20 protein-coding genes are annotated in these 21257 nt (G+C 41.8%); 5 read left to right on the plus strand and 15 right to left on the minus strand.

Features of this window, described 5'->3' with window-relative positions:
* Nucleotides 1-145 precede the first annotated feature (145 nt).
* Nucleotides 146-412, minus strand: a complete 267-nt coding sequence (locus tag H5123_RS13490; RefSeq protein ID WP_124017059.1) for an Lpp/OprI family alanine-zipper lipoprotein — start codon at nucleotides 410-412, stop codon at nucleotides 146-148.
* 280 nt (nucleotides 413-692) lie between these two features.
* Nucleotides 693-1925: a multifunctional CCA addition/repair protein gene (locus tag H5123_RS13495; RefSeq protein WP_182698306.1), complete on the minus strand. Its 1233-nt coding sequence runs from the start codon at nucleotides 1923-1925 to the stop codon at nucleotides 693-695.
* A gap of 130 nt (nucleotides 1926-2055) precedes the next feature.
* Between H5123_RS13495 and H5123_RS13500 the strand changes: the two genes are divergently transcribed.
* Both H5123_RS13500 and H5123_RS13505 read left to right on the plus strand, forming a co-directional pair.
* The gene (locus tag H5123_RS13500) at nucleotides 2056-3729 is read left to right on the plus strand and encodes an ExeA family protein (protein ID WP_182698307.1); all 1674 of its coding nucleotides are present in this window, start codon (nucleotides 2056-2058) and stop codon (nucleotides 3727-3729) included.
* Nucleotides 3729-4841, plus strand: coding sequence for a general secretion pathway protein GspB (locus H5123_RS13505; protein ID WP_182698308.1), 1113 nt, complete (start codon nucleotides 3729-3731; stop codon nucleotides 4839-4841). Before H5123_RS13500 ends, H5123_RS13505 begins: the two co-directional genes overlap by 1 nt.
* A gap of 155 nt (nucleotides 4842-4996) precedes the next feature.
* On the opposite strand, the gene nhaD is transcribed toward H5123_RS13505, so the two are convergent.
* The 4 genes from nhaD to H5123_RS13525 all read right to left on the minus strand — a co-directional run bounded on the left by nhaD (nucleotide 4997) and on the right by H5123_RS13525 (nucleotide 11001).
* The gene (gene nhaD, locus H5123_RS13510) at nucleotides 4997-6244 is read right to left on the minus strand and encodes a sodium:proton antiporter NhaD (RefSeq protein ID WP_124017063.1); all 1248 of its coding nucleotides are present in this window, start codon (nucleotides 6242-6244) and stop codon (nucleotides 4997-4999) included.
* 311 nt (nucleotides 6245-6555) lie between these two features.
* Complete coding sequence (hemL, locus tag H5123_RS13515) at nucleotides 6556-7842, minus strand: glutamate-1-semialdehyde 2,1-aminomutase (RefSeq protein WP_182698309.1); 1287 nt, start codon at nucleotides 7840-7842, stop codon at nucleotides 6556-6558.
* 26 nt (nucleotides 7843-7868) lie between these two features.
* Complete coding sequence (locus H5123_RS13520) at nucleotides 7869-8888, minus strand: aspartate carbamoyltransferase (protein WP_124017065.1); 1020 nt, start codon at nucleotides 8886-8888, stop codon at nucleotides 7869-7871.
* Nucleotides 8889-9276: 388 nt separating this feature from the next.
* Nucleotides 9277-11001, minus strand: a complete 1725-nt coding sequence (locus tag H5123_RS13525; protein WP_124017066.1) for a chloride channel protein — start codon at nucleotides 10999-11001, stop codon at nucleotides 9277-9279.
* A 311-nt stretch (nucleotides 11002-11312) separates the two neighbouring features.
* On the opposite strand from H5123_RS13525, the gene H5123_RS13530 reads away from it, so the two are divergent.
* Nucleotides 11313-12098 carry a DUF6776 family protein gene (locus H5123_RS13530; RefSeq protein WP_182698310.1) on the plus strand — a complete coding sequence of 262 codons (786 nt, stop codon included), beginning with the start codon at nucleotides 11313-11315 and terminating at the stop codon, nucleotides 12096-12098.
* Nucleotides 12099-12107: 9 nt separating this feature from the next.
* Nucleotides 12108-12458 carry an iron-sulfur cluster insertion protein ErpA gene (gene erpA, locus H5123_RS13535; protein WP_124017068.1) on the plus strand — a complete coding sequence of 117 codons (351 nt, stop codon included), beginning with the start codon at nucleotides 12108-12110 and terminating at the stop codon, nucleotides 12456-12458.
* A gap of 111 nt (nucleotides 12459-12569) precedes the next feature.
* Here erpA and H5123_RS13540 read toward each other — a convergent pair whose 3' ends face one another.
* The 4 genes from H5123_RS13540 to H5123_RS13555 all read right to left on the minus strand — a co-directional run bounded on the left by H5123_RS13540 (nucleotide 12570) and on the right by H5123_RS13555 (nucleotide 16214).
* Nucleotides 12570-13040, minus strand: a complete 471-nt coding sequence (locus H5123_RS13540) for a hypothetical protein (protein ID WP_182698311.1) — start codon at nucleotides 13038-13040, stop codon at nucleotides 12570-12572.
* 5 nt (nucleotides 13041-13045) lie between these two features.
* Nucleotides 13046-13432, minus strand: coding sequence for a DUF2750 domain-containing protein (locus tag H5123_RS13545; RefSeq protein WP_165870124.1), 387 nt, complete (start codon nucleotides 13430-13432; stop codon nucleotides 13046-13048).
* Between the two features lie 114 nt (nucleotides 13433-13546).
* Complete coding sequence (locus H5123_RS13550) at nucleotides 13547-14659, minus strand: anhydro-N-acetylmuramic acid kinase (RefSeq protein WP_182698312.1); 1113 nt, start codon at nucleotides 14657-14659, stop codon at nucleotides 13547-13549.
* 34 nt (nucleotides 14660-14693) lie between these two features.
* Nucleotides 14694-16214 carry a peptidoglycan DD-metalloendopeptidase family protein gene (locus H5123_RS13555; protein WP_182698313.1) on the minus strand — a complete coding sequence of 507 codons (1521 nt, stop codon included), beginning with the start codon at nucleotides 16212-16214 and terminating at the stop codon, nucleotides 14694-14696.
* Between the two features lie 125 nt (nucleotides 16215-16339).
* Between H5123_RS13555 and tyrS the strand changes: the two genes are divergently transcribed.
* Nucleotides 16340-17536: a tyrosine--tRNA ligase gene (gene tyrS / locus H5123_RS13560; RefSeq protein WP_124017073.1), complete on the plus strand. Its 1197-nt coding sequence runs from the start codon at nucleotides 16340-16342 to the stop codon at nucleotides 17534-17536.
* Between the two features lie 138 nt (nucleotides 17537-17674).
* On the opposite strand, the gene H5123_RS13565 is transcribed toward tyrS, so the two are convergent.
* The 5 genes from H5123_RS13565 to H5123_RS13585 all read right to left on the minus strand — a co-directional run bounded on the left by H5123_RS13565 (nucleotide 17675) and on the right by H5123_RS13585 (nucleotide 21155).
* Nucleotides 17675-18085 carry a nuclear transport factor 2 family protein gene (locus H5123_RS13565; protein ID WP_235781991.1) on the minus strand — a complete coding sequence of 137 codons (411 nt, stop codon included), beginning with the start codon at nucleotides 18083-18085 and terminating at the stop codon, nucleotides 17675-17677.
* 67 nt (nucleotides 18086-18152) lie between these two features.
* On the minus strand, nucleotides 18153-18779 hold the full coding sequence (locus H5123_RS13570) for a trimeric intracellular cation channel family protein (protein ID WP_124017075.1): 627 nt from the start codon (nucleotides 18777-18779) through the stop codon (nucleotides 18153-18155).
* Nucleotides 18776-19165: a DUF2721 domain-containing protein gene (locus H5123_RS13575; protein WP_124017076.1), complete on the minus strand. Its 390-nt coding sequence runs from the start codon at nucleotides 19163-19165 to the stop codon at nucleotides 18776-18778. Before H5123_RS13575 ends, H5123_RS13570 begins: the two co-directional genes overlap by 4 nt.
* A 200-nt stretch (nucleotides 19166-19365) precedes the next feature.
* On the minus strand, nucleotides 19366-20373 hold the full coding sequence (locus H5123_RS13580; protein WP_124017077.1) for a cobalamin biosynthesis protein: 1008 nt from the start codon (nucleotides 20371-20373) through the stop codon (nucleotides 19366-19368).
* A gap of 89 nt (nucleotides 20374-20462) precedes the next feature.
* Entirely contained in the window at nucleotides 20463-21155 is a 693-nt protein-coding gene (locus H5123_RS13585; protein ID WP_124017078.1) for a 5'-methylthioadenosine/adenosylhomocysteine nucleosidase, read from the minus strand.
* Between the last annotated feature and the right edge of the window lie 102 nt (nucleotides 21156-21257).

A 21257-nucleotide genomic window follows, 5' to 3' on the forward strand; every position in this document is an offset into this window, starting at 1 on the left:
TGATACGGCTTGATACCGCTTGATACCACATTTTAAATGAGCACAAATAATTAAGGCTTGATGTTGAAATACTACAAAGTAGTGGAATCAACCATCAAGCCCTAATAATCAACCTATTAAATAAGCTAATTTTTAATAGCAGTTCTTACTTTTTGTAAGAAGAAGCCATGTTGTCTAAACGGTCATTAGCACGTTTAGCTTCGGCTTGTGCGTCCATAGAAGCAGCTTTAGCGCCTTTAACATCGGCAGATAGCTTGCTTTGCTCAGACTTTAAAGAACCAACTTCTGCTGATAGTTGATCAACTTTGTTACCTAGGTTTGCTACGCTTTCTTCTAAAGCAGTAGTGTTAGCACAACCACCTAATAAAGCAGTCATCGCAACACCAGCAATCATCAGTACTTTCTTGTTCATGGGTAAATCCCTTAATATATAGGTTGTTAAATAGTGCAACGGCATGTGCCTTTGCAACGGCGTAATTATGTCACAGATTTTTTAATTTGCTATAGGCAAACTTAACATTGTTTAATTAAAATAGCGAAATAAAAGAAAATTGCAAGCTGGCTGGGCAAAAAGCATCATTATTTATCGATTTTATATAAATCTTAGTGATTTATTGCTTATTCTCCGCTAAAAATTGCATTTTTCCGCTTTTTTACATAAAAACCTAAATAGGCGATTACTGATGTAACCATTATGGTTCAATTCTTTGTTTTATATAACTATTAACTGTTTCTGAGCGCGTTAGTTGAAGTTGGCTTTTAATTTGCGATCCTTGGTAACCCGCGCTAATAATTGATTGCACATCTACGTTGCTGGCCAACTCATAGCAATGTTGTAAAAATTCAGCTTGCGGATAGCTTGCTTGTTCAAATCCAGTTCGTCCTCTTATGTCGCCATGACAACATAATAAAAGCTCTGTTAACCGTTGTGGTTTACGCCAGAAATCACCTTTATCAAACAGTTTAACGATGGTTTCAGCCCTCAGTTCAAAAGCATTATGAATATTCTGATGTTGATCGCTGACCAATAAGGCTAAATCACGGTATTCATTAGGCACGCGTATTCGTTGGCAAAGTGCTTTAATGATGCTTAAGCCTTTTTGGCCGTGACCATGATGTTTCGGCCACTCTTGTTTTGGGGTTAACCCCTTGCCCACATCATGTACTAATGCTGCAAAGCGGACCGCTTTATTACTGCTTAGTAGGCTGGTTTGCTCCAGAACCATCAGCGTATGGACGCCGGTGTCTATTTCTGGGTGCCACTTTACTGGTTGGGGGACGCCAAATAACGCATCAATTTCTGGAAATAACACAGTTAATGCTTGGCATTGCTTTAAAACGGCGAAAAATATTTGCGGACTTTGGCTGCTTAATGCTTTATCGCATTCCTGCCATACTCGTTCTGGCGTGAGGTGCTCTAATTCTCCACTATTGGCGATATCGGTCATCAACTGTAAGGTTTCAGCTGCAATGGTAAAACCTAAGTGATGAAATCGAGCCGCAAATCGGGCCACTCGCAATACACGCAAGGGATCTTCAATAAAGGCGTCGGATACATGGCGCAGTACTTTGGCGTGGATATCATCAATGCCATGGTAGGGATCATAGAGTTTACCTTCGCTATCTTGTGCAATGGCATTAATGGTTAAATCGCGGCGCAGTAAGTCATCAGCAAGAGTGACATCTTTATTAGCATCGCAGCTGAACCCTTGGTAACCCTTACCTGTTTTACGCTCTGTTCTCGCCAGTGCATATTCTTGTTGAGTTTTTGGGTGTAAGAAAACCGGAAAGTCCTTTCCGACTTGCTGATAGCCTTGAGCCAACATTTCGTCAATACTGCTGCCAACGACCACATAGTCTTTGTCGACAACAGTTTGTTTAAGAAGTGTATCGCGCACGGCCCCGCCGACTAAATAAATCTTCATGGCGTACCACAACGTGTAATAATAAGTTGCTTAAATCTTATCAGAGTTAGATTTTTACGGCTAACTTTTGACAAGCTGTTGCACAAGCATTAACGTGAGCCGTCAGTTTCAAATAAGGATTTTTGGTCGAATGTATAAAGCCTTCTATGGATTAAACGATAATCCATTCTCTATTGCTCCTAACCCTCATTATATGTTCTTGAGCGATCGTCATCGCGAAGCGCTGGCACACTTAACTTATGGGTTAGGTGAAACTGGTGGATTTGTATTGTTGACGGGGGAAGTTGGTACCGGGAAAACTACCGTTTCACGTTGTTTATTACAACAAATACCGGAAAATACAGATACGGCATTTATTCTTAATCCATCACTTACCGAGTTAGAGCTTTTGGCGACATTGTGTGATGAGTTGGAAATTAAGTATGGCGAAAATCCGACCTTAAAACAGCTGACCGATCTCATCAGTACTTACTTACTCACTAATCATAAAAATGCCCGTAATACCGTACTGATTATTGATGAGGCGCAGCATTTGCGTTCTGAGGTGTTAGAGCAGTTGCGTTTGCTGACTAACCTTGAAACCAATACCAAAAAACTGTTGCAGGTCATTTTGATTGGCCAACCAGAGTTACAGCAACTGTTAAAACGCCAAGATCTACGCCAGTTAGCACAGCGGATCACTGCTCGTTACCATCTATTACCATTGAATAAAGATGAAATTGGCTTATATGTTCTGCACCGTTTACAAGTAGCGGGTCGGCACGAGCCTTTATTTACCCGTAAAGCGATTGCCGCGTTACATAAACACTCTGGCGGTATTCCGCGCTTGACTAACTTATTATGTGAACGAGCACTAATGGCTGGTTATGGTCAAGCTAAGGTGCCGATTGATCACAAGATGGTTAATCAAGCCGCAGTTGAAGTGTTAGGTGATATTGATGCTCCTAGCGATAAGCGTTGGCCATTTGTTGCAGCAACCGCGCTGGTATTGGCATTTGGTTTGTCGTTTTATCTGTTTAATCGCTCGGCTAATGACGATAGCCTTAACTCCAATACAGCATTAGCTAGCAATCAAACGCAGCAGTCTGTTAATCCGCCAGCGTTAGCTACTATTCCTAGTGCCACAAATCAATCTATTACAGCATCGACATCGCAACTACAAACCAGCCCGCCAGTTGTTAACGCGCAGCAACAGATTTTGCGTCAAGCTATGTTACAAAGCAGTAGCATTGATAATGCTTTTGCCGGGTTATTTGGTTTATGGAATAAACAACCTATCATTGGTTTATCTGCCTGCCAGGCTGCGCAGCAACAAGATTTAGCCTGTTACCAGCAACAAGGTAATTGGTACAGTATTATGCGGCTAAATTATCCTGCGGTGGTGTATTTACAAGATGCTCAGGCGAATGTGTTTTATGGGGTGATTGTAGAGCGCCAAGTGGAGCAAATTTTATTGCAATTGGGCGAGCAACAATTCTGGGTAAACAAAGATTGGTTTGATCGTCATTTTAGCGGTACCTTCGAAATTCTTTGGCAACCAGATGGTGTATTACCCCGTGAAATCGGTCAGTCTTCGAGTCTGGCGCAAGTACAGTGGTTAGAAAATAGCTTAGCGTTAGTCAATAAACGCCGAGCACGCTTACTGACACAATTCGATGGTGAATTAGAACAGCAATTAATGCAATTTCAGCGTCAGCATGGCCTTAAGCCTGATGGTATTGCTGGCAATCAAACCTTAGTACAACTGAACTTATATTTAAGCCAGCAAGGCCCGCGTTTGAGTGCATCTTCGGAGCGCAGTTAATGTCAATTCTATTAGACGCTGTTAACCGTAAAAAGCAGCAACAAGAAAATATTGTTGATGTTATTTTAACGCCCAGAGCCAATTATTCTCCGCCGCCGAAAATATCAGCCAACACCCGAAAATTCACTCTGCTGGCGTTATCTATTGCGTTTGGTGTTGGTGCGGCTTGGAGCATGAGTTTGTTGCTACATCCTGCAGTGCCTGGTGTGCAAACTGTTGCCTTACCCGTTGAGCGTTACAATGCACCGTTAGCCGTGGCTGATACCGTGGCTGTAGCCCAATCAACCCTATCTGCTGATGCGGTAGCTGCTAATGGATCTCGTGAGCTGCCACGCGGCAATCAGAGTGCCATAGATCAAGGCCATGATGGAGTGCGATTAGCCGGTAAAGTGGCTTTGCCGATTGCGCAACCTCTTGCTCAAAATAGTTATCAATCCTTGGGTACTTTGCAGCGTAATGTTGAGAACACTGCTGCTGAACCTATGGAGTCAGGTTATCAATCGGCATCAGATAATGAAGCGCGTAATCAGGATTGGGGTCGTAATGACGATGCTCAGGCAATGGCTCAACAAACTGACGATCAACCCCATCAAGTGTCGGGACGCAGTGCGTCTTCTAATCTGACGAATAATGCCGAACCTATTATATTAGGCGCCAATGCGAATCGACGTGGGCAAGCTGAACTAGAAGCATTAAGGCTGCAAGTTAATGCTGCGGCTGAAGAGGTCGATTTTGCTTCGGTAAAAGAGCCCTCAATTGATGAGCGCAATAACTTGTTAGCCGCATTTCAAACCGCGCTAAAAGATGTTGAATATGAGCAGTCTGCAAATCAGCAAGTGACGCAGGAAAAGCTCGATCCTATTCCTCGACCTACAAATCAACAGATTCCTAAATATGGTGATTTACCTGCAAGCGTACAGTTACAAGTGCCTGAGTTTAATATTAATGCCCATGTATATTCATCTGAACCAAACAATCGTTGGCTAAATGTCGATGGTGTTGAGTTACAGCAGGGCGATATGATTCAGAACAAGCTTACCATTGTTGAGATAAGGCCTAGGGATATAGTGTTAGAAATTAACGGTGAACAATTTAGAGTGCCGGCTATTTAGATGCTGCTTTAGCACAAGTATTTCAATCTCGGTTTACCATACTTACCTTAACAAACCTATCGCAACTTCGTTATGTCATTCGTTAGCCTCAATCGATAAATAACACTAAGGCGCTTATTGCGCCTTAGTGTTATTGGTTTAATTAACTCGCCATATTAGCCATGAATGTTATTGGCTAAAAACAAGGTTAATCCATAACCGATGCAATAACATAATAGTAATGCTGGTACGTATTTTAAGTAGCTGACAAATGTGAGCTCTTCCACTTTACTCATGGCAATGATGCCTGATGCAGAACCTATGATTAATAACGATCCACCGACACCAACAGAGTAAGTCAGTCCTAACCATTGTGCTGTTGTTAGAACCGGATCGGCTTTTAATAACGCTGCGGTTAATGGCACGTTATCTAACAGGGCAGAACCCACGCCAGTGAAAAAGTTAGAAATACTAGGGTTATACATGCCGTACACTTCGGTTAATAAATGTAAAGTGCCAATTTCTTTGAGCATGCCAACGAGTAACAAGATACCTAAGAAGAACAATAGGGTATCGAATTCAACCTGACGAATATATTCTAATACTTGAACTTCTTCACTTTTACTTTTATTGGTGCGGCCCACTAAGAACATCACCGATAAGCCGAATAAAAAGGTCAATACCGGCGGAATACCAAACAGCACGTTAAGTACCATGGTTAATACTATGGTAGTAAAGAAAATGACTCCGATGACAATATCAACCGTATTGTAATTTTGCTCGATAGGCGTGGTGCTTACATGTCCTTCGGCTTTAAGTGAAAACAATACTGCTAGGACCATGACGCTAATTCCTGCTGGAATAAACAAGATTAACAATTCTGAGATATGCACTTTACCGGCGAGGAAAATCATCAAGGTAGTCACATCACCCGTGATTAATGCCACCCCACCAGAGTTTACCGCAAAGATAATTAACACTGCCATACGGCGGCGCATTTGCTTATCTAAATTAAAGGTTGTTAGTAAACCTAATGACACCAGAGTGGCAGTGACGTTGTCACAAAAAGTCGACAGTACTAATGAGAATAACCCGACTTGCATCATCAACATTCGCACAGAGACTTGCTGCGGAAATATTTTTTGAACCAATACTTGGATCATGCCTTTGGCATTAAGATAGGCGACAAAAGTCATGGTCGACATTAAAAACAACCATAATGTAGCAATTTCTAATAAGTTTTCGTTGAGGTTTTCGCCCACGATTTTACTTTTTTCTGGGCTACCAGAAGCTATGAACAAGGTAATCCAAGCTATACAGCCAAGGAATAGGGTGGTTTTTGCTTTATTTATATGGGTAACTTCTTCGAACACGATACTGAGCAATGCAAGTACCGCAAGTGAGATAAGAAAAGTATGTAGCATGACTGCAATTCCAACTTTGTGTTGTAGGTAATCAACATCATTACCATGAATTTTTGCTAACCTAATTTGGCCCTAGCGTTAAGGTTTAATTAAGCTTTCCGTTTGGCGGGGCGATCACATCACACAACGAGGGATTTCGCAACTGAGATCACAGTTATTTTGCCAATAATCGACCAAAGTAGCGTATAAAAAAGCAATACAGTGAAAAGAAATTGGAGTTTGTTAACACAAATGAAAAGAGGATAAATAACGTGGTTATTTATCCTCTTTATTGTTACCAAAAGACTGCTTAGCTTGAGCTGTCTGTTGATTTATTTCATTGCAGCAAAAATACGATCAACAGCGGCTAGAGTATATTCAATTTCAGCATCGCCGTGAGCCATTGACATGAAGCCCGCTTCATAAGCACTTGGCGCTAAATAAATACCTTCATCTAACATGGCATGATAGAAATGACGGAAGTGTTCCATGTTGCATTTTGTGACTTGGGCAAACGAGGTCATTGGCGTGTTATCTTCAGTAAAGAAGAAACCAAACATACCACCCACATAAGTAATATTTAATGGAATACCGTGTTTGTCTGCAGCGGCTTTAAAACCTTCCGCAACGCGTTTCGTTTTATCTGCAAGCGCTTCGTATAAACCGGGTTCACACAATGCATCCATTTGGGCTAAACCAGCAGACATCGCAATTGGGTTACCAGATAAGGTACCGGCTTGATAGACAGGGCCCGTAGGTGCAATAAACTGCATGATATCTTTACGGCCACCAAATGCGCCTACAGGCATGCCGCCGCCAATAACTTTGCCAAGTGTGGTTAAGTCAGGTGTTACCTTGTAGTGACCTTGTGCGCCACTCATAGACACGCGGAAACCTGTCATCACTTCATCAATGATTAATAGTGCACCAAACTCATCACACATGGCACGTAAGCCTTGTAAAAAGCCTTCGACAGGTGGAATACAGTTCATATTGCCCGCAACGGGCTCAAGGATGATACAGGCGATACTGGTTGGATTTTGTTCGAAGATAGCGCGCACAGAATCAAGATCGTTATAGGTTGCTGTTAACGTGTGCTTAGCAAAATCTTCTGGAATACCAGGTGAGCTTGGTTGCCCTAGGGTTAACGCGCCAGAACCTGCTTTAACTAATAAGCAGTCAGCATGGCCATGGTAGCAACCTTCAAATTTTAAGATATTGTCACGATTAGTAAAACCACGTGCTAAACGAATCGCACTCATAGTGGCTTCAGTACCTGAACTGACCATTCTAACTTGTTCTATTGATGGCACCATTGATATGACTTTTTCAGCCATTTTAACTTCAAGTTCCGTTGGTGCACCAAACGACAAGCCATTTTCAACGGCATCTAACACTGCTTGGCGAATTTTAGGGTGGTTATGACCTAAAATCATCGGTCCCCATGAACCAACATAGTCGATATACTTTTTACCATCGGCATCAAAAATATAAGCACCATCAGCTTTTTCAATGAACAAAGGTGAACCACCTACACCATTAAAAGCTCGTACAGGTGAGTTAACGCCACCAGGGATGGTCTTTTTAGCCTGTTCAAATAAAACCTCGGAACGGGTCATGTCTAATCCTTAATATTGTGTGCCAATTATCTATCGGCTTTACGTGAATACCAGTTTACTGGGCACTCATACTTTTCGAGTTGGTCTTCAACCCCAAGTGTTAATGCAAAAAGTGCCATACGTATAAGTAAGCCGTTATCGGCTTGTCTAAAAATAGCCAAACTTGGGTGGCTGTTTAAATCATTGTCGAGTTCATTTGCTTGCGCGCGTGAATCACGAGGCAATGGATGCATAATCACGGTATTTGACTTGCAGTGTTGCGTATAAATATTGTGATTTAAGCGAAACTTACCTCGGTACTTATTGGCTTCTTCCTGTGATGGGAAGCGCTCTTCTTGAATGCGTGTCAGATATAAAATATCTGCATGATGCAAATTGCCTTCAAGTTGCTCGGTTATTGTGATCTTATGGCCAGCATTTTCAATGTCGGCGATCACATAGTCAGGCATTGATAGTTCACTTGGCGATATCAAGGTGAATTTAATATCTTTATGCATGCACAGTAAGCGTGATAGTGAATGCACAGTACGACCATATTTTAAATCACCTACCATGGCGATATGCATACCGTCTATGCCCATACCTGAGTGGCTTAACTCTTTCTTGATGGTAAATAAATCAAGTAAGGCTTGAGTAGGGTGTTCATTCGGTCCGTCGCCACCGTTAATTACAGGTACGCGACTGCCTTCGGCAAATTCTTTAACTGAGTATGCGTCTGGATGACGCATGGCAATTACATCCGAATAAGTAGAGAGTACTCTAGCCGTATCGTAAAGTGATTCGCCTTTAGATAATGACGATGATGCCATTCCTGTGGTTTCTCGAACATGTCCGCCAAGTAAATTGAAGGCACAGCCAAAGCTGACACGAGTTCGGGTGCTGGGTTCAAAAAACAGATTGCCTAAAATGGCACCTTCTAATACTTTGGTGCGTTTTTCACGCAAAGCATAAGGTGTCATTTTATTCGCGACGTTGAAAATAGTGTTAATTGAATCCAGATCTAACTGGCTTACTGAAAGGATATGTGAACCTTCGAACTGCGTCATCAGCCTAATTTCCAAAGTTTAGGGGCAAAATATTCACCAGAACAGCATGCTATTTTACCGTATTATTATATAGGGTGTTATAGAGATTATGTCTAGGGTGGCTGAGGCAAAATTGTAGCAGAAAATAACCGCCAGATAAATATAATAACCGTGCTTAACACAGAGATTCACTTGCTGTTATCAAGAACATTGTCATGATTTTGGCCGTTAACTTAATCGTGTTTGAAAGACTCATGTTATTTGCTCGTGCCGCAGCGAATTAGCCTTAGAACCACTGAGATAACATCTGAAGCTGCAATTTGCTCAAGCGCCTCATATGGAGCGACAAGTGAGGATTAAGCCGCACTTTGTCACACTATTGAGGACTAATGAGTTCAAAGAGGTTGGATTAAATTTGCCCTGAGCGAATTTCTTGCAATAAATTCGCCCAACTGATCACCCCAACAACTTTTTGCGTGTTATCACGATAGATATACACTTCGCCAGATCGTTTTGGGAGCAGTGCTTCATAAGCTTCATTTAAGGTAGCGCTGTCAGGTAATCCGGGCATGAGATGACGCGATAGGGTGGTTGAATCTTCAAAGGATTGCATTTCAAGTCGCAACATTTCAATTTCGCCTTCAGCATTTCTAACTAATACTGGGCGGCCAGCAGCGCGTTTAAGTACTTCAAGCAGTAGTTCGTCATCATCGTTAACAATCACGAAGCGTTTATCCATCAGTACTCTAACGCCTTTCTTTTGTAACCCTTGATTCAGTGGGGCAACCTTATAGCCTAACCCCATAATATCCAGTTGTTTAAGTAGGATAGAATGAGTATTAAATCCCTGGTATGCCACTAAAAATGCTGGAATGGTGACAAACATCGCCGGTAAGATAATCGACGCATCGTTGGTTAATTCAAGCAGCGCAACTAATGCAGCTAGAGGGGCACTCAGACAAACCCCCATCATTGCTGTCATGCCAATGACAGTATATAAACCCACATAAGGTGCGATGGATGGAAACAGTAAACTGCTGACTAAGGCTAAGATAGCCCCAACTAATGCGCCAATACCATAGAGTGGACCAATTAATCCGCCGGGGACACCAAAGCCAATAGCAGCAATGGTGGCCAAGATTTTTGCCAACAACAGTGCAATTAAAAACAGTAAACTAGGATGTTCACTAATGGCTTCTTTAATCGCCAGATCACCAGAACCCAAAGCTTGCGGCAGCAACAGCGCCACAAACGAAGTAATCACACCTGCAATAAGCAGCCGATAAATTAACGGCCATTGCTGACCTGTCGCGGTTACTTTTAGCAGTGAATAGTTAAACAACGCAGCGACACAGCCTAAAGCAAGGCCGCCAATCAGCAAAATAGGATATTGATCCAGTGGAATATGAATGACATTAATCAATTCATATTCATGAATATTACCAAACACCAATTGACTGGATACCGCGCCGCAAATGGCTGAAAGCATGATTGGGAAGAAATAATGGATTTTGTATTCGCGCACAATCACTTCAAATACAAATAATACCGCAGCAAGCGGTGCATTGAAGGTTGCAGCAATGCCGGCGGCAATACCACTGGCACACATAATGCGCACGCTATTGTCTGGTAATGAAAACTTCTCGGCCATAACACTGGCACTTACTGCACCCAAGTGAATTGCAGGGCCTTCTTTACCGACAGAGAAATTAGCCATTAAGGCGATTAATGCTTGAAAAAACTGTCCAGCAGCAGATTGAAGCGGTACCTTACCGTAATGTAATTTGAATCGGTGAAGTACATAGGCAATCCCCATGCGCCGATAGCGTTTTGAGCCCAATAAAGACAGTAGCCAAATGAGTAATGCGCCGATTATCGGTAAGTAAGACCGCCAATTAGTTAAGGTTGAGCTTAAGGTTAAGCTATCTGAATGCAGGTATTGATCTGCCCACACTAAGCTTAAACGGAATAAGATAATCACCACAGAAGCTATGATGGCAAACAGCAGCGCCAGTGCACAAAGTTGCACACTAATTTTAGCCTGAGATAACTTATCTCTAAATTCGTTACGTAGATATTTGCGCGTCGTTCTTTTGGCGTGAATAATAGCGGCTTTATTTATCTTAAATCGCACGGTTTGACTCTAAGGCCTGTTGATATGTTAAGGGTGTTTTGTGCAGCTGTTTATTGATCGTTTGATAACGCGCTAGTGTCATGTTATTACTCTCCATCAATAGGACTAACCGCTTAATACATGCTGGCTGCATATCTGATTTAACACAGTTAATAGGCTAAAAAGGGTTATTGGACTCGCTAAATATTAGCATTATAAGCTTGTGTAATACGGGTATGATTTGCACAAAACGTTAACTAGGGCACAAAAATAAACCCAAGAAAAATATGCTTCGCCAAACATACTGTATTTTATTAAAAGGTTGTAACTTAATGTTAAATTATCACCGTTGGTTAGATAGACTGCAAGTTTTAGAACGTAAAAATAGGACATCAAGCATATACTTGATTGGTTTAATGTTAGTGTGTTTTTTATTGGGAGCAATAAGTTTTAATTTATGGCTTTCATTTGCACCAGAGGCTACGCCGAATAGTGCCAGTGGCAAGCGTAAATTGTTACAACAACTTGAGGAACAGGCGCAAGTGCTTGCCAGTCGTAATTTAGCATTAAGCATTGCTGAAAATGCCAATAAAGAAATGCAAGATATGTTTAGCCAACAATTATCAGATCAAAAAGCGTTAGAGAAAGAATTAGCGTTTTATCGCAGTATAATGGTGACTGATTCTGGTGTTGAAGGCGTGTCTATTCATGGGGTGGAATTAGCCCAGGGTGTGGCGGCTGGTCAATATCAATTGCGATTAATTCTCACTCAGTTGCAAAAACACCAAGTTAAAGTGAAGACGAGTTCGACGGTATTGTTGCTAGGTACACAAAATGATCAGCCAGCTGAGCTGTCTTTGAGCAAATTAATCAATAAAAAACTGGATTTTGAATTTAATTATTTTCAAATTATAGATAACAATTTTGAACTTCCAGTGGGATTTAATCTTCAACGAATCATGGTCAAAGTGAAGGTGGCTGCTCGTCGTGGTGTCAAAGGTGGCGAGATTGAGCAAGTCTATAATGTACCAGAGCTGTTGATGGGTGAAAAAGAACTGCGGGTAATACTTGAACAAAATAGTCAGGTAAAGGATAATTCTCCGCAGAAACCGAAGTAAGAGGTAGTAATGACTGAACAAGTTGATACAGCAATGCCGATCCAATTTACCGATGCGGCGGCGATAAAAGTAAAAGGTCTGTTAGAAGAAGAACAGAATCCTGAATTAAAACTGCGTGTGTATGTAACAGGTGGTGGTTGCTCTGGTTTTCAGTATGGCTTTACATTCGATGAGAAAGTCAACGAAGGTGATTTCACCATTGAGAAACAAGGTGTGCAATTGGTTGTTGATCCAATGAGTCTTCAGTACCTTGTTGGTGGTGAAGTCGATTATACATCGGGTCTTGAAGGTTCACGTTTTTTTGTTAAAAATCCTAATGCGACCACAACATGTGGCTGCGGAGCGAGTTTCTCGGTGTAATGCGCGTTATTACAGTGATTAACCTGTCTGGGGACATGTAATCGAATAGCTAACAAAAAGCCGTCTTTCGACGGCTTTTTTGATGTCTATATTGTACCGATACACCCAAAACTAACTGCTCATAATATTAAAATTCATCCGCGGTTTAAACCACGCCTTCACTTTTGCATTAAAGCTAATCCACACTTGAATGATCCCCAGCGCAATAAGCACAGAGTAGATAACCCAATCAGCAACAACGGTTTGAAACAAACCAAAATCAAACGTGGTTGGACCGGCAACTAAATTGTCGGGGTCATACATAATGATTGGCAGTACGCTGTATAACAAAAGTTGCAGTACACAATACACCCGCAGAAGATATAAGCCTGCTTTTTGGCGGCCGATTATTGCGAGCACCATCATTAAGGTTAATATGCATAACATTGCACTTAACTCAGACAAGGAGTTGGCAGCATATAGCCCGCTGATGGCCGACAAGGTGTAAACGATCATCAAGCCAATTAGCCGTTTGGGTAAATGTGGCTTTGCAACGCTGTGAGCCTGGTCTGCGTGGTTGGTTTCAGTGTTGGTATCGGTCATCACAATTAATGCTTTTGTTGTTTCTTTGGCAAAATTCGTTCATTCATTTCAAAAGGAGGAACCACAACGCCTAAGTCTTCTTGAACGGGGAAAACCGCGATAAATAAGTCATCATCTTCCATACCGCTTACCCAACGTTCTTGAAACTCGTCAAGTGGGATCGCTAATGGCTCGCAGTCTTTCCATTCATCAACAGCCCATAGTGCGGCAGTCTCTTCAGATGGCCACATTGGAATACAGTCTTCATCTTCAGTGGTCAGCATGACACAACCATCTTGATCTTGAAGTGTCCAAATAATTTTTTCAGCTTTAATCTGATCAACCATATAATCATAACGACCTTCTGGAGTTAGATTCATTAGTTCAGATACAGTTTTGGTTTTATTGCTCATATTGACTCTCATCTTAAGTTTTGGCTTTGCTCAATTTTAAACAATTAAGCAAATTTGTGGGCATCATAACATTGAGGCCACAATTGCAAAAGTAAACCACGCATTTTGGTGTGTTTATCTCGCCTTGAAACGCCCACCTAGCACAGCAGCGCGTGACGCACCCGTAACAGCGGGTAAGTTAGCTGGTAAATCATGGTGATAACGCATGGCTAACCAGGCAAAGGCAATGCCTTCAACCCATTTTGCATCCACACCTAACGCGCTGGTGGTAGCGACTTTATAATTGGGAACTAAGATGGCTAGTCGTTGCATTAAGGCTTTATTTAATGCTCCGCCACCACAGACAAATAATTCACCTGTCGGTGCCAGTTTATTTATGTCGTTGGCAATACTGTGGCAGGTAAGGTCAAGTAGGGTAGATTGAATATCTTCTTGATCTAAATGACTATAGTCAGCGATTTGTTGCTCAAGCCAAGCTTGATTAAACAGCTCTCTACCAGTACTTTTTGGGTAAGCTAACGAAAAGTAAGAGTGCGATAATAGCTGTTTGAGTAAGTCAGGATTACTGGTTCCTGAGTCTGCCCAAGCACCATCCTCATCAAAAGGAAGGTTCAAGTTTTGTTGAATAAAGGCATCGATTAGGTTGTTACCCGGACCGGTATCGAAGCCTAATACTTGCTCACTATTACCAGGTAAATAGGTTACGTTGGCAATTCCACCTATGTTTAAAATCACTCTAGAGTGACCTTGGCGAGCAAACACTTGCTGGTGAAATGCTGGAACTAAAGGTGCCCCTTGGCCGCCAAGGGCAATATCTTTACGTCTAAAGTCAGCAATGACATCGATATTAGTTTCAATAGCAATGGTATTAGGATCGCCAATTTGCAATGTAAAACCCATTTCTAAATTAGGCATATGACGCACAGTTTGTCCGTGTGACCCTATGGCTATAACCTCATCGGCAGTGACAGTTGTTTTAGCCAATAAGTGATTAACCGCTTGTGCAAACAGTTTACCAACGCTGCGATCGAGTCGACCGAGGCGGTTTATTTCATCTGTTGCAGGCTGGCATAAACGTTGTAAACCACTTAATAAATGTGCTGGTATCGCTTCGGTATGGCTGGCAACTAAAATAGGATGATCAGTTGAAAAATCAACCAACACCGCATCAACACCATCCATGCTTGTGCCTGACATTAGACCGATAAAGTATTCTGGCTTAGACATGAGGTAACTCTCTGTGAATGGCAATATTAGGCTATTAATTACTTGCCAATTGCTGTTGTTGATTTGATTTTAGCTGAGCCATCAATTGTTTACTGAGTGCCGTAAATTTATTTTTCTCTTTACGATCAATCGGCATAGATTTAGGTAAGTCGATGGTTCGTGGATTGCGATGAACGCCATTTACAATGAATTCATAATGTAAGTGAGCGCCAGTGACTCGGCCTGTTTTACCTAAGGTACCGATTATTTGGCCTTGTTTAACCGTTTCACCACGGTTTACTTTGCGCTTAGTTAAATGCAAATACTTAGTGGTGTAGGTTTCGTTGTGCTTAATGAATACATAGTTGCCATTAAACTGGTTATAACCGGCCTCAACCACTTTACCTTTACCCGCGGCTTTAATCGGTGTACCTATGGCGGCCACATAGTCTACGCCGCGGTGGGCTTTAATTTGCCCCGTTACTGGGTGCAAACGACGAGGATTAAAGTTAGAACTGACATATTTAAAGTCTACTGGTGAGCGTAAAAATGCTTTGCGCATACTACTGCCATCTTCTGAATAATATTCTCCGTCGGTATACCGTACGGCGGTGTAACGCTCCCCTTGGTTAAAAAACTCCGCGGCGAGAATATTGCCATTACGTAAAAATTGGCCATCGGCGTATTCTTGTTCAAACAATAATGAAAAATGATCGCCTTTACGGATATCAAGCGCGAAATCGACGTCCCAGCCAAAGATATTGGCCAATTCCATAATGTGATTACCCGATAAACCGGCATCCGCCGCAGCATTCCAAAAGTTACTTTTAATATTGGCGGTAATAAATGAGGTACGATTTTCGATTTCTTTGGTGTTGACGGTTTCTTTATATTGCTCATTGTGATGACTGATCACTAATGTCGACACTTTGTCCATTCGATAGGTTAATTCTTGTAATTCACCTTGGGCATTTTTACTAATGGCAATTTCTTCGCCGGGCATAATCTTGAGCAAATTCTTTTTGGCTAACGGTAATTGGGTAATGTCGTAGACGTCTTTAGCGCTGAGTCCAGCACGGCTAAATAAGCCGCCCAATGTATCGCCTTTAACAACTTCATAGTATTCAACGCTATTATCATCGTTAGCGACCTCTTGCTTTAACTTGGCTTTTTGATTAGCCACTTGCTGGTCGATATCATTGATCATACCGTCAATATCAGAAGTGCTGGTTTGCAACATCGAAAGGTGTTGAGCAAAGGCTTCGTCATCTGCCGTTTCACCGCTGATGGTATTGTCGCTGTCATCTTTTGATAGGAGTTCATCAGACTTTTCGGCATCAATATTATCATTACTATTTGGTGCTGTAGGCGTGCGAAAGGCAAGTGGAATGGCATAACGCTTGTTGATTTCTATGTCGGGTTGCTCAGTTGATTGGCTCATCAATTGGGTTTGTTTAGATGCTTGAGCGTCTTCCGATGGGAACATCAGAATAAATGTCGTTAAAATCACTAATAAAGATAATGTGATTTGATGTGCTTTTGGCAGCAATGTGAATAAAGTAAGAAGCTTTGCCATTGACTCTGTTACCAATTTCTCTATCTCGTTGTTATCTGCTAAGTGTACACTCTTTCATTTGCTGTGGCTAACAAGTAACATAGAGCTCTTTATTTTTTGTGCAAGCCCTGGGAGTTGCAGTAGAGATGGCGAATTTAGATCAAGTATTGGCAGAGATTAAGCGCGGTACCGATGAGATATTACTTGAAGCGGATTTGCTTGAGAAACTGAAAGAAGGGCGCCCATTACGCATCAAGTTAGGCGCAGACCCTACCGCTCCAGATATTCACTTAGGTCATACGGTTATTTTGAACAAAATGCGTACTTTTCAAGAGTTAGGTCACGAAGTGATTTTCTTGATTGGTGACTTTACCGGTATGGTCGGCGACCCTAGCGGTAAAAACAGTACTCGTCCGCCTTTGACCCGTGAGCAAGTGCTTGCTAACGCAGAAACCTACAAAGAACAGGTTTATAAAATTTTAGACCCAGCAAAAACGCGTATCGAATTCAACTCTAGCTGGTTAGAGCCATTAGGTGCCGCGGGTATGATCCGTTTAGCTTCACAGCAAACGGTTGCTCGTATGATGGAGCGTGACGATTTTAAAAAGCGCTATGCATCAGGTCAATCTATTGCGATTCATGAATTTATGTATCCTTTATTGCAAGGTTACGATTCAGTTGCATTGCAAGCCGATGTTGAATTAGGTGGAACCGATCAAAAGTTTAACCTGCTTATGGGTCGCGAACTGCAAAAGTCAGAAGGCCAAAAACCACAAACTGTTATCATGATGCCATTGCTTGAAGGTTTAGACGGCGTTAAAAAAATGTCTAAATCGGCTCATAACTATATAGGTGTGAGTGAGCCTGCAAATGAAATGTTTGGTAAAATCATGTCGATTTCAGATGATTTGATGTGGCGTTATCTTGAATTATTGTCATTCCGTCCATTAACTGAATTAGCCCAGTTTAAACTAGACGTTGAAAATGGCACTAATCCTCGCGATATCAAGATTTTATTAGCCAAAGAAATCATTGCTCGTTTCCATGATGAAGCCCAAGCAGAAGCTGCACATCAAGCGTTTATCGATCGCTTTCAAAAAGGTGCCATTCCAGATGACATCGAAGAAGTCATTTTAGAAGCAGGTGAAGGCTTAGCGATTGCTAACTTACTCAAAGATGCAGGTCTTGTCGGCTCTACATCTGATGGTATGCGGATGATCAAGCAAGGTGCGGTTAAAATGGATGGCGAAAAAGTGGAAGACAGTCGCATCAGTTTTAATGCTGGTCTTGAAGCGGTATTCCAGGTTGGTAAGCGAAAATTTGCTAAAGTTATCTTGAAATAAGTTTTACGAAATCAATAAAAAACGGCTTATTAACTAAGCCGTTTTTTTTGTGTCTGATACGTAATGAAATCGATATCACTGAAGCCATATAACACAGCCAATTAAAGCGCTCGCGGCGCGCAATTGACTCTGATTTTATTACTGAGCCGCAAGTTGGTCAGTCATGGTTTGATAATCCATTAAATCCATTTGCTCCACTAGGCGCTCAGTATTGCTATCAAATTTAAGGGTTGTGACACCGGGTACGGCAAGGTCGATAATCTTTCCAGGTTTACCATACTGATCGCCTGGACCGCGTAAGCGATAACTACCAATGATTACCACCAGTGAGCCAGTATTAAACATGTGTTCTACGTTTAAGCGGTATTCTAATACCCCTTCATGGGCTCGTTGTAAAAACGCAATAATGTGCCGACCACCTTTGTAGGTCGTATTGGCTGTCTTATCGTAAAATACTGTTTCGCGTGAATAAAATCGACGTAAGACGGTATAATCGTGATCAGTGAGTGCTTCCATGTATTGCATCGCAAGTTGTTGTTCTCGCGGCATGTCACCAATATTGGCTTTAGTGGGAAAGCTCAATAGCAAACAGCATAATATGAAGATTATTCGCACATTAAATTCTCTTAGTTTTCAAATCAAAAGCCGGTAAAGATAAGTGCCAGCGAATAGCACTCAGACGGATGATTAGCGTACTGAACATAGCGATCAGTAATGATGTCATGCTATCCATGCCGACAAATATACTTAAGGTATAACAGATGCCTCCAACGATAGAAGCGGTTGCGTAAACTTCTGTTCGCAGCACCATTGGAATTTGTCGACATAATAAATCACGAATAATCCCGCCGCCGACGCCGGTGATTAAGCCCATGACGACCGCGACCATACCAGACAATCCCATTAGTAAGGCCTTTTCTGCGCCAATAACGGTAAATAACGCCAAACCTAATGCATCGGCTATGGGCAGTGTGCGTGCAGGTAATTTATGGGGTTTACGCACCAACACTAAGCACGCCACTACGGTCGCAAGAATGACAATAATATAATTTGGATCGCGGATCCAAAATACCGGTGTCGCGCCGATTAAGGCATCACGAATACTGCCGCCGCCAATAGCTGTAACAGACGCTAATACAATAACACCAAAAGGATCCATGCGGTGCTTACCAGCAGCTAACGCTCCCGAAAGAGCAAATACAGCGGTACCGCATAAATCAAAAAAGTAGATCCATTGACTCATTTACTTAGCTCTTTGAGATGAATTGTGAGGGCATCTACTGAAATACGGATTTCTATTACCGATAAAATCAACGAATACAATAACAGCAGTAAACTCAATCCAAACACCAATGAGCCAACTTGATTAAAGCCAACGTAAATCAAAATCATACATAACACACACAAGGCAAAACTGCTGACACCAGCTTCTTGCATTTTGCGAATAATAATAATTCGCTGGCGTAAATTTTTAATTTGATCGCCTTGTACCGGTTTTTTATCGTTACTGAGTTGACGGATCAATGCCGCTAATGAAAAAAATCGATTGGTGTAGGCCAGCAATAACAATGAAATAGCCGGAAACAGCAATGCTGGTGTGGTTAATGATACATGTAAATGGTTGAACAAAATGGCATTCCTAAACTGGTTTTCATGCAGCTAATAATTAGTTATAGAGGATTTATGTTACAAAGATATAAGCCATTTGTCGGCATAATTGACCTATGTTAACAACGAGTGGTGACATCAGGTTGTAACAGGCCTACATCAAACGCACACGAGTCCATAATCGCTAAATGATAGCCTGTTTAAAACAAGATTTATATGGTTTAAATAAATCTTAATCCGGTCCAAATAAGCGGTAGTAGCAAGGTTAGGCTGATCCAAAAAAGATTGGCTGTGTGCGTGACAGTTATGGCTTGGCTAATGTGGCGATGATCCGGCAAGGGCCCTGATTTTACTTTGGGTAAATCTACCCGAATGGTGTTGCCATTTTCAATAAATTGCTGCGGCCCGCCTAATTCTATTTTTAATAATTTGGCCGCTAATGCATAACTCGTGTAATGGTTATTGAGCTGATCTTTATTCACTGTTGTCGATATTGGTTGTGAAAAAATAGACTTGATACCCAATTGGCCAAATTGAATGGCGATTGAGCAGTGCCAAAGTAACGTCGGGATGAAAAATATAACTCTATTTAACTGGCCGACAAAACTTGAAAAAATATAAAAATGTGGATGATAAGGCGGCCAGCAATGTTGTAGTTGTCTTAACATACGCACCACTAATGTCATCGTAGCGCCGCCTATGCTGAAAAATAGTATGGTTGCTAAGGTGCCGTAAATGGGAGTAGTAAACAGTTTCTCTATGGTTGTTTTACTTAACCCCACCTCTGATAAGGCTTGGGTGTTTTGTCTCACCCAAGGAGCCAGAAGTTGTTTGGCCTGTTGTTTATTGCCGGTTTTTATGGCATCAACCACTTTTTGTGCCACAGGCTTAAAAGCGGAATCACATAAACAGAAATACAAGATGATCAGTTCAAAAAACCAAGGATAAGCAGCAAGGCTAAGTAAAAAGCTCACGATAATCCCGCTAGGCACAATTAAAATGAGTGTCGCTAAAATCCCTGCAATAAGTTGCTGGCTCACCGCTCGCTCTGGATGATTTACTTTGATGGCTATCAAGGTGGCTAAGCGGTTGAACCATAATAATGGCTGTAGATCTCTAGGAATGGGCGCAAATCGAGCCAAAATTAAGGCACAAAATAAAATACAACAGCTTTGCAGTAACCCGCCATCTTGGCTAAGTAATTGAGGATTAAATAATTGATTGACCATAGACACTCAATAGTTAGGCTGTTGTTAACCTTAAGGTTGCTCAGTACAGAGACCATGAGGTCATTGTCTCTGTACTGATTCTAGAAGGTTTATAGCTGTTGTAACAGTGCGATCACCATCATGGCAGAATGCAGGCCTGCTTTAATAATATAAGAGTCAAAATCAACCGGTGAGTCATTGTTGGCATTATCTGATAGAGAGCGGATAACCACAAAAGGTACTGTAAACTGGTGACAAACTTGGGCTATAGCTGCCCCTTCCATTTCACAGGCTGCCATAGTCGGAAAGTTTTCACGCATCACTTTTGTCCGTACCGGGTCGCAAATAAAGCTGTCGCCAGTACAAATTAATCCTTCTATTGCGTTTACTTCACCTAATGATGCTACAGCTTGTTTGGCCGCATTCACTAGGTTGATATCAGGCATAAATGCTGCTGGTTGCTGGGCCATTTGGCCAATTTCGTAACCAAATGCAGTGACATCTACGTCGTGGTGACGTACTTCTGATGAAATCACAATATCGCCGATAGCGAGAGAATCCACAAAACCGCCTGCAGATCCTGTGTTAATCACATGGGTTACGGCAAATTTTTCGATTAATAATGTGGTCGCGATACTGGCTGCCACTTTACCGATCCCCGAGCGAGTGACGACGACATCTTTGCCCGCAATGCTACCGCTAATAAATTCGATTCCGGCAATAGTGCTATGCACAGGCTCAATGATGGCTTGAATTAAATGAACAACTTCTGGCTCCATTGCGCCAATAATACCGATTTTCATGAGTGAACCTTAACTGAATAAGCAAATTTGAATGGCTGCTAATATATCACGAGCACGATAAATGTGTGTAAGCTGACAGTTATTTTATTGATCAATGGGTTG

Origin of the sequence: Shewanella sp. SR43-4 (assembly GCF_014163845.1) — a bacterium.
GTDB classification, from domain to species: Bacteria; Pseudomonadota; Gammaproteobacteria; order Enterobacterales; family Shewanellaceae; genus Shewanella; species Shewanella vesiculosa.